The organism is Maricaulis sp., from assembly GCF_030149425.1.
Classification (GTDB): Bacteria; Pseudomonadota; Alphaproteobacteria; order Caulobacterales; family Maricaulaceae; genus Maricaulis.
On sequence record NZ_JASBRQ010000065.1, the window covers coordinates 1 to 13,172 of the forward strand.

The 13,172-nt window shown below is 62.0% G+C and carries 12 protein-coding genes; 3 read left to right on the top strand and 9 right to left on the bottom strand.

What is annotated here, in order from left to right; genetic code table 11:
- Positions 1–566: 566 nt before the first annotated feature.
- A complete protein-coding gene (locus Q1V57_RS11415; protein ID WP_300530802.1) occupies positions 567–3,395 on the bottom strand; it encodes a TonB-dependent receptor in 2,829 nt (942 codons plus the stop codon).
- A gap of 233 nt (positions 3,396–3,628) precedes the next feature.
- On the opposite strand from Q1V57_RS11415, the gene Q1V57_RS11420 reads away from it, so the two are divergent.
- Entirely contained in the window at positions 3,629–4,654 is a 1,026-nt protein-coding gene (locus Q1V57_RS11420; RefSeq protein WP_300530805.1) for a phytase, read from the top strand.
- 80 nt (positions 4,655–4,734) lie between these two features.
- Here the strand turns inward: Q1V57_RS11420 and Q1V57_RS11425 are convergent, their stop codons facing one another.
- The 6 genes from Q1V57_RS11425 to Q1V57_RS11450 form a co-directional block, all read right to left on the bottom strand.
- On the bottom strand, positions 4,735–5,664 hold the full coding sequence (locus Q1V57_RS11425; RefSeq protein ID WP_300530808.1) for an FAD-binding protein: 930 nt from the start codon (positions 5,662–5,664) through the stop codon (positions 4,735–4,737).
- The gene (locus Q1V57_RS11430; protein ID WP_300530810.1) at positions 5,664–6,413 is read right to left on the bottom strand and encodes an electron transfer flavoprotein subunit beta/FixA family protein; all 750 of its coding nucleotides are present in this window, start codon (positions 6,411–6,413) and stop codon (positions 5,664–5,666) included. Before Q1V57_RS11430 ends, Q1V57_RS11425 begins: the two co-directional genes overlap by 1 nt.
- Before the next feature lie 194 nt (positions 6,414–6,607).
- Complete coding sequence (locus Q1V57_RS11435; protein WP_300530812.1) at positions 6,608–7,189, bottom strand: YceI family protein; 582 nt, start codon at positions 7,187–7,189, stop codon at positions 6,608–6,610.
- A 115-nt stretch (positions 7,190–7,304) separates the two neighbouring features.
- A complete protein-coding gene (locus Q1V57_RS11440) occupies positions 7,305–7,877 on the bottom strand; it encodes a cob(I)yrinic acid a,c-diamide adenosyltransferase (RefSeq protein ID WP_300530814.1) in 573 nt (190 codons plus the stop codon).
- 5 nt (positions 7,878–7,882) lie between these two features.
- On the bottom strand, positions 7,883–8,092 hold the full coding sequence (locus Q1V57_RS11445; protein WP_300530817.1) for a twin transmembrane helix small protein: 210 nt from the start codon (positions 8,090–8,092) through the stop codon (positions 7,883–7,885).
- Positions 8,092–9,144, bottom strand: a complete 1,053-nt coding sequence (locus tag Q1V57_RS11450) for an aromatic ring-hydroxylating dioxygenase subunit alpha (protein WP_300530819.1) — start codon at positions 9,142–9,144, stop codon at positions 8,092–8,094. Before Q1V57_RS11450 ends, Q1V57_RS11445 begins: the two co-directional genes overlap by 1 nt.
- Positions 9,145–9,536: 392 nt before the next feature.
- On the opposite strand from Q1V57_RS11450, the gene Q1V57_RS11455 reads away from it, so the two are divergent.
- Together Q1V57_RS11455 and Q1V57_RS11460 are read left to right on the top strand one after the other, a co-directional pair.
- Positions 9,537–10,562: a hypothetical protein gene (locus tag Q1V57_RS11455; RefSeq protein WP_300530822.1), complete on the top strand. Its 1,026-nt coding sequence runs from the start codon at positions 9,537–9,539 to the stop codon at positions 10,560–10,562.
- An 84-nt stretch (positions 10,563–10,646) separates the two neighbouring features.
- Positions 10,647–11,171, top strand: a complete 525-nt coding sequence (locus Q1V57_RS11460) for a hypothetical protein (RefSeq protein ID WP_300530824.1) — start codon at positions 10,647–10,649, stop codon at positions 11,169–11,171.
- On the opposite strand, the gene Q1V57_RS11465 is transcribed toward Q1V57_RS11460, so the two are convergent.
- Positions 11,168–12,094 carry a hypothetical protein gene (locus tag Q1V57_RS11465; RefSeq protein ID WP_300530827.1) on the bottom strand — a complete coding sequence of 309 codons (927 nt, stop codon included), beginning with the start codon at positions 12,092–12,094 and terminating at the stop codon, positions 11,168–11,170. The genes Q1V57_RS11460 and Q1V57_RS11465 overlap by 4 nt on opposite strands.
- An 89-nt stretch (positions 12,095–12,183) precedes the next feature.
- Entirely contained in the window at positions 12,184–13,014 is an 831-nt protein-coding gene (gluQRS, locus tag Q1V57_RS11470; protein WP_300530830.1) for a tRNA glutamyl-Q(34) synthetase GluQRS, read from the bottom strand.
- Between the last annotated feature and the right edge of the window lie 158 nt (positions 13,015–13,172).

Below are 13,172 nucleotides of genomic sequence, written 5' to 3' on the forward strand. Positions count from 1 at the left end.
GGGGCCTGGTGGGGACGATGACGTTGATGACTCTTGGAACCGCCAGCGCCAAGAGTCATCAACGCCGGGATAACGCCGGGCCCCGACATGAAGTCGGGGAAAGCGGTGGAGGTTGGGGCCGGCTACGATTTCCTTCTCCCCGGTCGGGGAGAAGGAAGGGTTGGTGCGGGATAGACGACCGTCCTCGCCCTCATCCCGGACTTGCCTGCCCTCGCGGAAGCGAGGGGGCGGGACCTGGCGAGACTGAGCGGTGACGGCTCGGGGTTCCGCCTGCGCTAATACTTGCCGGCGCAGGGACGAGCGGACCTTTCAGGCCCCCCCAAAAAAAAGCCGCCCCCGTTCGCGGAGGCGGCCAAGCGTTCGTGTTTGTCAAACTCGAAGGGAGGAATGAGTTTGAAAACCCGGTCGGGGAGGAGCGGGCCGGGGCTGTGTCTAGTGCCCGGCTGCGACGGATTGATGACGTCTTGGCGATGCTTCTGACACAGCGCTCAGATGGGTAAGCAAAACCCCCGAATTGCTGGGCAATCCGGGGGATGTATTGCTGAAAGTTAAGTTTCGGCAGGCGCTTAGTAGTTGAAGCGAATGCCGAATACGGTCGACCAGCCATACTGTTCGAACTGTTCCAGGCTATCGACACCGTTCGGGCGGGTCACAGCCGTGTACGGCTCATCATTGGCATTCTTGACCTCGACGAAAGCGCGCAGGTGGTCGGTGAATGCGTAGCGTGCGGACAGGTCGAGCTGGGTGTGCTCGAGCACGATACGGTCCTCATCGGCGTCGCCGCGGATTTCGTCGAGATATTCGGACCGGTGGGTCAGGACGGCGCGCAGGTCCCAGCGGCCATTGTCATAGCCCAGGATGGCGTTCCAGACTTCGTCCGACTGACCCGGTAGGGAAATGGTGCGGCCGTCAGCGGTGACGGCTTCGCTGTCAGTGCTGGTGAAGTTGAAGCCTACCAGGAAGCCCTGATACGGCAGGATCGAGTCGAGCGATGTCTGGGCGTTGAGCTCCCAGCCGCTGATCTCGCCTTCAGGCAGGTTCACGAAGGTCGCAGCCTCGTCGAAATCGACGCCATTAAAGCTGCCATTGTCGATCTGGACGTCCCCGATGAAGTTCTCCAGGTCCTTATAGAAATAGCCGATGGAGAAAACCGAGTCGTTGTTCGGATACCATTCCAGCGAGGCATCGAAGTTCTGGGCTTCGAGGCGCTCGAGGTCCGGATTGCCGAACTCGCCCTCAACATCATTGTCTTCATTCTGTTCGAAGTAGACCCGCGGTGCGACCTGGCCCGGGTTCGGGCGCTGGATCGAGCCATAATAGGCGAAGCGGGCGACCAGTTCTTCAGAGGCTTCCCAACGCACATTGATGCTCGGCAGCACGTCCGTGTAGTCGTTGGAGGTGCTGACTTCGCTAACGAAAAGCTCGTCATCACCCAGCGCTGTACCGCCGACCGTTGCGCCTTCTTCGGCTTCCAGCAGGGCAAAGCCCGTGGCCGAGAAGTCAGTCTGCTCGACGCGGACGCCACCGGCGATGCGAACCGGGCCGCGATCGACAGAGGCCATGATGTAGCCAGCCAGCACGTCTTCCTCGGCGCTGTAGTCGGCGATCAGGCTTTCCAGATCGCTGTCGAGGTCCTCACGCTCGAGGCTGGAGCGGTTGGAGTTGAAGAAATCGCGGATTTCGAACGGATTGCCCGAGGTGCCAAAGCGCGCCAGGTCGTATTCCACCGTACGCGGGAAATCGGCCAGGGTGGTGTTCTCAATGCCGGCACCTTCTTCATAGATGTCCATGTTGAGATCGTACTGCTTTTCGCGGTCGCGATAGCTGACGCCATACTGGATGTAGCCGGGCCCATCGAACCAATCGACATCGTGGCGGACGTTGAAGCGGGCCGCCATTTCTTCGTCGGTGGAGACGCCATTGGTGAATTCCAGGCCGTTGAAGGCGTAGTTGCTGGCGTCGAAATAGGCGGCATTGTCGGCGGACGAACCGAAGCGGACCGACGGGCGCAGCGGGTTGGAGATGTCGGCAGCAAAGACTTCGCCATTCTCGAATTCGCCGCGGAAGTCGACATCAATCCGGTTCGGTTCGGCTTCCTCGGCGGAGACGAAAGAGAGCGACCAGTCGATCGTGGTGTCATTGCCGAACCACTCGCCGCCGAAATCGGCCGACCAGATGGTCTGGGTTTCCAGGCGGTCCTTGATGTCGCGGTCTACTTCGAAACCATCAGAGGTGAAGGCGACGAGATCGGTGTCAGACAGCGAGGAGGAGAAGTCTCCGTCTTCGAATTTGGTCTCGACCCGCGAACGGTATTCCTGGTCGGAGAATTCCGAGTACAGCGTGCGCAGGTAGAGCGTCGTGCTGGCATTGAGCTCATAGTCGAAATTCACAGCCGCTGTGGTGCGCTCGCGGGTGACTTCGTAATTGCGGTGCTCCAGCTCGCCCGGGAAGAACTGGCCGTCCGTATCATCATCGGTCCAGCCGCCATCAACCTCGATATTCTCGGAACCGAAGACGCGTTCCTGGTAGGACAGGGACGCGGCGACGCCGAAACGGCCATCAAGATAATTGTCGGCGAAGTTGAGCGAGGCGCGCATGCCAAACTCGTCTTCCTGCTCGGAATACAGGCCGGCAAGGCGGCCGCGAACCGTCAGGCTGTCGACATTGAGGCCGCTCTCGGTCTCGATTTCGACATTACCGCCGACACTGTCGGCATCCATGTTCGGCAGCAGGGATTTGTTGATAACGACGCTGGAGAGCACGTCGGCGTCGATAACGTCGAGACCGACCTGGCGGTCTTCGGCTTCCGGCGAGGTCAGGCGGACGCCATTGACCGAGGTCGAGACCAGGTTCGGCGAGGCACCGCGGATCGAGACGAAACGGCCTTCGCCCTGGTCGTTGAGCACGTTGATGCCAACAGCGCGACGGGCCGCCTCGGCGACGTTCTCGTCCGGGAATTGGCCGATCGCGTCGGCAGAGAGCACGGTAACCAGCCCGTCATCGGCCCGCTGACGGGAGAGGGCGGAGTTGATCGCGCCCCGTTGGCCGATGACCAGGATGTTCTCGCGGAAATCGACGTCGTCGCCCAGGGTAATGACGGTGTCTGCGGTGGCGTCATCGCTCGGCAGGGAGATGGCGATCTCGCGCGTTTCAGCCCCGACATAAGAGACGCGCAGCGTGTAGGAGCCGGCATCAAGGCCTGCGATGCGGAAGGAGCCGTCGCGACCGACCGTGGCGGTGTGACCGGTTTCGACGACGCGGACGATAGCCCCCTGCAGGCCGACGGTCTGGCTGGCATCGGTAACGCGGCCTTCAATGGAACCGGCGTGTGCAGCAGCCGCTGCGGTCAGAGCCAGCACGGAAGCCGTGCCGAGCATGGCAAAGGTCTTTTTCATGGAAATCCCCCAAGAGCGAAAAAAGACGACGCCCGGATCGGGCGAAGTTGGCCTGTCTATCGGCGTTGGCTGTGACGTTTTGATGAGGCTTGAGTGTCAGTTCGGTTGCATAGCCATAACTATTTTGTGACGCGGCATGGTTGCATCACTTCGTCACGTAAATGTCGTCAATTTCCGATTTCCCGAAAGGGAGCGGAGTGCTAGGCAGCGCTCGACCTAAGCGGGGGATTGTCATGAAGCTTGTATATTGTGCCGGGGCGTTGTTGCTCGCCGCCTGTTCTCCAGAATTCGCCTATCAGGCGAATTCTGTCGCGGAAACGCCCATTGTCGGTGGCGAGGGGGATGCCGCAGATGATCCGGCGATCTGGCCGGGATCACAGACCCAGGCGCCGCTCATCCTGGGGACCGACAAGGATCGCGGGCTTTACGTCTATAATCTGGACGGGACTGAGCGCGATTTCCTTCCGGTCGGCCGGGTCAATAATGTCGATGTCCGCCTGAATTTCCCGCTGCCGGGACCGCGGCGCGATATCGCCGTGGCCTCGGACCGGAGCAATAACGCCCTCGCTGTCTTTCTGATCGATCCGCAAACCGGCGGTGTCGAACCTTGGCCGGTCATCCCGCTGGATAATATCGCCGACCCCTATGGCGCCTGTCTGTATCAGAGCCGGCAGGGCGGGCTGTACGCGTTCGTGACTGACAAGGACCCGGGCACGGTGGTGCAGTTGCTGCTGCGCTATGACGGCGAAGGCGTGATCTCCGGTGAGGAAGTGCGCCGTTTCTCGCTGGGTACGATTACGGAGGGCTGTGTCGCTGATGACCGGACCGGTCAGCTCTATCTGGGCGAGGAAAATGTTGCCATCTGGCGTATCGGTGCTGAGCCGGGCGATGGCACCGCGCCGGAGCTGTTCGCCGACGTCGATAATCGTCGACTGTCAGCAGATGTGGAGGGCCTCGCCCTGATCGAAATTGGCGAAACCGGCGGCTATCTGGTCGCGTCCAGCCAGAGCGATAATCACTATGCTGTCTATGCGCTGAAGAGCGGAGATTATGTGACCCGTTTCAACATTGCTGCCGGTGCAGTCGATGAGGTCACCCATACCGATGGTATCGAGATTTATGCCGGACCGCTCGGTGAGGCCTATCCGGGCGGGCTAATGGTCGTCCAGGATGATGCCGATGATACGGGCGGCCAGAATTTCAAACTGGTGGACTTGCGCCAGGTGCGTGGATTCCTGCGGCAAACGGATCAGCAATAGCTGAGATCGTCGCCACAAATTCCCACAAAAAAGCCCGGCCATCACAGCCGGGCTTCTTCGTATTCGTATGTCACCAGGACCTAGCCGAGGGCGTCGGAGAGCTCCGGCAGGGCGGTGAAGAGGTCGGCGACGAGGCCGTAATCGGCGACCTGGAAGATCGGCGCTTCTTCATCCTTGTTGATGGCGACGATGACTTTGGAGTCCTTCATGCCGGCCAGGTGCTGGATGGCACCGGAAATGCCCACGGCGATGTAGAGCTCGGGCGCAACGACCTTGCCGGTCTGGCCGACCTGGTAGTCGTTCGGCACGAAGCCGGCGTCGACCGCAGCGCGCGAGGCACCCACGGCAGCGCCGAGCTTGTCGGCAATGGTGTCGAGCAGGTGGAAATTGTCGCCGGACTGCATGCCGCGGCCACCGGAGATGACGACCTTGGCGGCGGTCAATTCCGGACGATCCGACTTGGACAGCTCTTCGGAGACGAATTCCGACTTGAACGGGCCGGAGGAGGCGCCGAGATCCTCGATCGCCGCGGAGCCGCCATCGCCGGCCTTCTCAAAGGTCGTCGGGCGTACGGTGATGACTTTCTTGCCGTCGGTGGACTGCACCGTCATCATGGCGTTGCCGGCATAAACCGGGCGCACGAAGGTGTCGGCGCTTTCAACGGCGGTGATGTCGGAGATCTGCATGACGTCGAGACGGGCCGCGACGCGGGGCAGGAAGTTCTTGCCCGTCGTGGTCGCAGCGGCGAGCACGGCGTCGTAGTTTTCCATCAGCGGCGTAACCAGGGCGTCGAGCGCTTCCGCCGTCGGCTTGGCGAAGACGTCCGCTTCGGCGTGCAGCACCTTGGCGACGCCGTCCAGCTTGGCGGCCGCGTCAGCCACAGCCTGCGCACCGGAACCGGCAACGAGGACATGGACATCGCCGCCAATAGCCTTGGCGGCAGTGACGACGGCGCGGGTGGCGTCATTAAGCGTGGCGTTATCGTGTTCGGCAATTACCAGAGCAGCCATTAGATCACTCCCGCTTCGTCTTTGAGTTTGCTGACGAGCTCTTCAACGCTCTCGACCTTGATGCCGGCTTCACGCTTGGACGGCTCGGTGACCTTGAGCACGTTGAGGCGCGGCGCGATTTCAACGCCGTAATCGCCCGGTGCCTTGGTGTCGATTGGCTTGCGCTTGGCCTTCATGATGTTGGGCAGCGATGCATAGCGCGGCTCGTTGAGGCGCAGGTCGGAGGTGACCACGGCCGGCAGTTCGAGGGCCACGGTCTGCAGACCGCCGTCGATTTCGCGGGTGACGTTGATCTTGTCACCATCGACGGCGACTTCCGAGGCGAAGGTGCCTTGCGGCCAGTCCAGCAGTGCGGCCAGCATCTGGCCGGTCTGGTTGGCGTCATCATCGATGGCCTGCTTGCCGAGCAGAACGATCTGCGGCGCTTCTTCCTCGGCAATGGCCTTGAGGATTTTGGCGACAGCGAGCGGCTCGACGGTCTCGTCGGTCTGCACCAGGATGCCGCGATCAGCACCCATGGCGAGGGCCGTGCGGATGGTTTCCTGGGCCTGTGCCGGGCCGACGGAGACGACGACGATCTCGGTGGCGATACCCTTTTCCTTCAGGCGGATCGCTTCTTCGACAGCGATCTCGCAGAACGGGTTCATCGACATTTTGACATTGGCGAGGTCGACACCCGTCTGATCGGGTTTGACGCGGACCTTCACGTTGTAATCAACGACCCGTTTGACGGGGACGACAATCTTCATGCTGGGGCTCCGATTAGCCGCGCGCAGGATCTCGCGCGCCGTACAAGAATAGGGCGGGAAACTGCCCGTGACAGTTGGTGAAGTCAATGTGACGCAGCGGGTAACGCCTGCGGCAAGTTGCAGCTGGTGCAGAAACGAAAAGCGCGCCGGCGATAAACCGGCGCGCTGAACCTGTTGGCAAGGGGGTGTACGGTCTACTCGACCGCTTCCAGCTCGGTGCCGATATAGATCTCTATCTCGTCGGAGACAAAGGGCACGGCATAGCCCATATTCCATTGCGAGCGCAGGATGGTGCCGGTAGCGGTGAAGCCGCGCTTGACGGCGCCGTTGCGGTTTTCGCCGGTGCGATTGAGGGTGACGTCGAGCGAGACCGGACCGGTATTGCCCAGCAGGGTCAGATCGCCGGTCATCGTGCCGGTGACACCGTCTTCGGTTTCAAACCCGGTGGCGACGAAACGTGCGGTCGGGAAGGCTTCGGTGTTGAACAGGTCAGCTGAGTTGAGGTGGCCGATAAAGGCGTCCTGGTTGGCGCCGACCCAGAAACCGCCTTCGATATTGAAGGTGACGTCGACGGTGGAATTGGACGGCTCGTCAAAGTCGAGCGCCAGCGTGCCGTCATAATTGGTGAATTCCATCGACATGGTGGCATAGCCCTGGTGATCCCAGGAGGCGCGGATAACGGTGTGGGTCTTGTCGAACTCGTAATTGACCGGCTCGGCCATGGCCGTGGCGGAAAGCAGGACGGCCGGTGCGGCGGCAAGAAGCGTGCGGAACATGGGGGAACTCCCGGTTATGAACTGGTCTGCGGTGCAATGTCGCAGCCAGACATAAGCCACTCGCTGAAAACTTCGAGCCCGCTCACAAAAATTTGCTTTTTCCGATCAGGAAAGACTAGCGCTGACCGCCGGGCACCCAGAGGACATCGGCGCGGCCTTCATCATTGGCGATACGGGCCATGACGAAGAGCAGGTCGGAGAGGCGGTTGAGATATTTCGGCGCCTCGGCGTTTACATCCGCGCCGGACGCCATCAACCGGGTCACCTTGCGCTCGGCGCGGCGGACAATGGTGCGGGCGACATGCAGGCGGGCCGCCGCCTCGCTGCCAGCGGGCAGAATGAAGCTTTCCAGCGGTTCCAGGCGCGCATTGAGCGCGTCGATATCGGCTTCCAGCGCGTCGACCTGGTGGGCCTTGAGTCGCAATGGTTCCCATTCGCGCGGCTCGTCGCTTTCCGGCACGCACAGATCGGCGCCGACATCGAAGAGGTCATTCTGGACCCGGGCCAGGATCGCATCGAGCGGATCGCCGCTTAGCGCACACCGGGCCACACCGATGGCGGAGTTGGCCTCGTCGACATCGCCATAGGCTTCCACCCGCGGGTCATGCTTGTCGGCTTCCGACATGTCGCCGAGCCGGGTCCGGCCCTTATCGCCGGTGCGGGTGTAGATTTTCGTCAGGCGGACCATGGCGGTCAGGTGCCCATCTGCTCTTTGACGTAATAGATGGCGACGATGATCAGCACGGCGGCGAATTGCAGGCCGACGCGCAGGCGCATGAGCTTGTTGGAGGTTGAACGCGCCTTGTCGCCGGTGCGGTAGAGATTGACGATGCCGAAGACGAGGACAACGACGACGGCGAGCATGGCGATGTAGAGCAGACCCGTGAGGAAGGTTTCGGTCATCAGCTTCTCCATTTCAGCTTGGCCGGCTTGACCGGGTTGGCGAAGGCTTCGCCACTTTCCCGATGGGCCGTCCAGGCGCGCTTGAGCGCATAATACCACTTGGCCTGAACATCGCTGTCATGGATCAGCATCAGCTTGGGGTCGTAGGCCAGGCCGACCTGTTGCGCGTTCACGGCGTCGCGGTCCTGCCCGACAAATGTCTCGATGCCCTTCCGAAGCAAGGCTTTCGGCACGATGTTGAGCAGCGGGTGGTTCCAGTAGACCACGATGGTGATCGCGGTGGAGTTCTCATTCGTCGGCGTGACTGCGGTAAAGCCGGTGAAATGCTTGCCATCCGCCTTGACGTATTCAGTGCGCAGGCCGGGCAGCTGGAAGCGGATTTCCGTGGAGCGGTCCTTGCCGAGGAATTTGTACAGGAAGGAGTTCGAGGACGGCACGTGCGGCAGCATGGAGAAGCCACGCTCGACCGGACCGAAATCCTTTTCCTTCTCCTTCACCGATTTGGCGGTGCGCCACCACCATTGGCGGTGGATATAAGGAATGTGGGCCGGGTCCATCAGGCCGATCACGGCGTGGTCGACATGGCAGTTGAAGATATCGCGGACGACCATGCGCGGCTTCGCGCCTTCGGGCAGGTCGAGCTTGGGCGGGTCAATCGCCGGCTGGGCGTCGCTGGCCTCGTCCTCGCCGTAATAGATCCAGATCAGGCCCTGATCCTCATGCACCGGGAAGGCGCGGGTGCGGATCTTGGACAAGTCCATCGCCTGGGCCTGGTCACCGGTCAGCGAGGGGATGGCGGCGCAGGACCCGTCCGTGCGGAAGCGCCAGCCATGATAGGGGCACTCGACCTGGGTCTCGCCATTATGCTGCTGCACTTCGCCCTGGCTCAGAAGAATGCCACGGTGCGGGCAGATATCACGCAGGGCATAGGCCTTGCCGCTATGATCGCGGCCAAACAGGATCGGCCGCCCCAGCAGCTCGCGATGGAGGTGCTGGCCCGGTTTCAACTCGCTCGACAGCGCCCCGAAATACCAAAGATCACGCAAAAACATGGGGGCTTTCCTACTCGGATGCGCCCGCTTTGCCTAGCCGTCTCGGCTGCGACCAATGGTGCGGGATGGGTAAAATTATAAAGGGTATGGCGAGGCGATTGACTACCTGCAATTGCCGTGAGAGCGTTTGGTTAACGCAGCCGTCATGGCCGTGTCCGGCCTGGACCGGCGGGCCGTGAATGAGCTGCGCCGGGGAGGATGTGATGCAGCCGGACCGGGTCCGGTGCAGCCAGCGGTTTGGGGGAACGCGCGGTGGGATATTCGTGCGAAAATGTGCAGGCCGAGCCCGTTGCGCGCATGCAGCCGGGGCCGGAGGCATGCTCTGAAACCCTTGAAGTGGTGTCTTTTTGCTGCCCGGCGGGGGCGGCACGGTTTGATCAGCGGGGTGGATGATGATCGATTTTGCAGCCCAGTCTTTGACCTTCGTGCAGGGCCATATGCTTCTCATTCTGGCTGGCCTGGCGGTCGTCCTCGTTTTGGGCGCGGCCGGCTGGTTCATGTCCCATCGCGGGCCATCGCGCACGTCGATGATCGCCGACGCCAGCCGCAAGGAGCGCGAGCGCACCTATCGCCAGGCCCGGCGGGATCTGCAAGCCGCGCGCGATGCCCTGACCAAGGGCAGTGACGGGCCCAAGGCCATTCTCGTCGACCTGATCTGCGATCTTGGCAGCCAGTGGGAGGATCGCGATGCGCCGCGCTATATCTCCTACGAGCAGGCCACCAAGAGCCTGCAGGAAATCCAGCCCTATCTGGAAATCAAGAAAGGCGGCTGGCTGCCCTGGGGCGCGGGTCGGAACCTGCCCGAACTGATAGTCATCCTGCACACGCTGGGTGGTTCATCCCTGTCTTCGCAGATGATCGCCAATGCAATCGCCAAGTATGAGGGCCCAAAAACCGCCTATGTGCCCTATATCGCCATGTCGGGCGGCACCAAGATCGCGCTCGCCTGTGACACCATCGTCATGGGTGCTTCCGCCACGCTCGGGCCGATTGATACCCAGTATAGCGGTGTGTCCAAGGCCAGCCTGGACCGGTTGAGCAAGGATCCGAAAGCAGGCCCGCTACCACCGGGGGTATTGCTGACCTTGTACGAGGCAGAGAAGTTCGATTCCTACGCCGTCGACCAGGCCAAGGCCGTCCTGCACAAGAACCATGGCAAATCCGTCGAGGAGAACCCGGCCGTCAAACTGTCCTCCGGCGATTGGTCGCATTCGCGCTCGATTTTCCCGGAGGTGGCCAAGGAGCAGCTCGGGCTCAATGTCGAGATCGGCTGCCGCAAGAAGGTAATGAATTACGTCAATGCCCGCATCCGTATGATTGATACGCGGATCGAGAGCGAGGCGCATGGTGCGGACAAGAAAGATGATACCGATCCGCCATCGCCGAGTGATTTACCGAAAGTGACAGTCACCGGTTAATCGCCGCCCGGTTTCGTAACATGACAGGGGCGCGATATGCGCTAGAGTGTGAGGCCTTGGGGGGCGTCGCGAGAGGCGCCGCATATGCGTTGGGTTCCAGCCTGTCTTGTTTTCCTCGCCGCCGGGTGTAGCCCGGCGCCGCCCGATGCCTTGCCGGAAGACCGCATGCCGCGCAAGGCCCTGCAGTCATTTGAAGGCTTTATCTCCGAAATCGGTGGGGGCGCCCTGCGCTGTTCCGCGCGCTCCATACGCGATGCCGCCTATATTCGTGCCGATATCAATCGCGATGGCGCGCCCGATTTCGCCATTGATACCCGCCAATTATCCTGCGTCGCCCGCAATGGGGAGGTCGCCGCGGCGTATTTCTGCGGCACCTATACCTGCGCCTTCCCGCTGCTTGTGTCGGGCGAGGAGGGCTGGCGTGTTGTGCCGATGATGTCGGGCAATGAAATCGAGGTCGTGACCCGGCTCTATGACGAGGTGCTGCGCGTGCGCCAGATCAATTTCGGCGATCCCAGCCGCTCCACCGTGACGGTGCGCGACTATGCCTGGGAGGAAGGCGAGCTGCGCCGGGTCGCCGAGCGCGCGGAAGCGCCGGGGCGGCGCTAATTGCCCCGGCTTTGCCAGATGGCCTGCAGCTGCGCTGATCCGATGAGGAATTCCGGCACGTCCTTGCGAATGGAAAAGGCCCAGTCGTCAAACACGATATAGCGGTTGGTCTCTTGCGTCGGCTCGCCATGGATGGCGGTGAAATGCGCCCTTGCCCGCTCGATATCAGCGGTACCGATCAGGATCCACATCTGCTCAAGCCGGCCATCGCCAAAGATCAGTTCCAGCGTCCGCGGATAACCGGCCATGTCATAGCCGAAGCAATCGATCTGCACCTGTTCTGCCGGCTCGGTCATCAGCCAGACCTCATCGATCGTCCGCGTCCGCATCATCAGGCAACGCCCGTCCAGTGCGGTCTCAATCTCGGCAATGCCCGAGCCGAAGGCCAGATCATCGGGCAAATTCCACACCGGCGCGCCCTGACTATTGGGCAGGCTGCCGGACCAGGCCGGATTGTCCCAGAAGAGCAGCAGGTTGGCCTCATGCAGGGAATTGAGCCGCACCAGCCGGCCGGCATCGCGGTCGTGAATGGTGGTGGTCTCGGGATAAACATCGAACTGGGCCATCTGCATGGCGGGCGCGGTTTGCGGGACCAGGCCGTCGATCTCGCCGCGGGTCTCGATCATAATCAGCGTGTCATCGGCAAAGGTGAGCATGCGGGTATGCCCATCATTGGTGCATTGCACATGATGCATAGTGCTTTGCGCCAGCGGGAAATCGGTCGGGTCCTGGATGAGGTCCGAGCGCTCCGTGCAATGCGCTGCGAGCCAAGGTGCTGCCGCCTCCAGCGTAATGCCAGTGTCCAAGGAAGCCGTGTCCAAACTTACCGCGTGCGAGCTTAGGTTGTCTGCCAGGGCGGTGGAGGTCAGGGGCGGGGCGGCCAGGGCGAGGGTGGTGGCGAGGGCGATCAGCTGCGGTTTCATGGTCTTCTTTCCGTTTCGATACGGAAAGGATGCCTGCCATCGCCCGATTGGATGCACCAGGTTGGATGTACCCGGTTAGACGCGCCGCTCTAGAAGCGCTGGCGCACATCCTCGGCCATCAGCCCCTGTTCGCGCAGGGCTTTCAGCGTCGCCGCCTTGTCGCGCTTGGCGAAGCGCTTGCCGGTCTCGTCCAGAAGCAGGCGGTGGTGCTGGTAGACCGGCACGGGCAAGCCGAGCAGGGTCTGCAGCAGAACATGCAAGGGCGTCAGCTCGAACAGGTCCTCGCCGCGCACGATATGGCTGATCTCCTGCAGCGCATCATCATGCACGACGGCGATATGATAGCTGGTGCCGACATCCTTGCGCGCCAGGATAATATCGCCGAGCGGGGCGGGGTCGGCGCGCTGCTCGCCACGGCCGAGTTCCTCAAAGCGCATCGCCTCATAGCGCGCGCCGAGATGTTCGCGGCAGCGCTCCAGAGACAAGCGCCAGGCAAAGCCATCGCCCCGGGTGACACGCTCGGCTTCTTCATCCGCGCTGAGGGGCTCGGACGGCCCGCGATAGACCTCGCCGAGCCCGTGCGGGGCGCGCGCGATATCCTCGAGGATCTCCTTGCGCGTCTTGAAACAGCGATAGACGACGCCGAGCCCGCGCAGCTTGTCCAGCACGCCGGCATAATCGTCAAAATGCTCCGACTGCCGCCGCACCGGCAAGGGCCAGTCCAGACCCAGCCAGATCAGATCGTCAAAGATCGACTGTTCGAACGCGCGCTTGCATCGCGTCGTGTCGATGTCCTCGATGCGCAGAATAAACTCCGCCTCATTCTCCTGCGCCCATTGCCAGGCCGACCAGGCGGAGAAGGCATGGCCGAGATGAAGATGGCCGGAGGGCGAAGGAGCAAAGCGGGTGCGGCGGGTCATGGGGGGGTGAAACGGTGCTTCGCGGGATCGGGTCAAGGGGTGGGCGCCAGTTTGCCTTTGACACCCTCATCCCGGGCTTGATCCGGGACCCCGACATATCGCGCTCGACGTCGGCGAGGTCCTGACTTTCGTCAGGATGAGGGGCTGAGTACATGTGC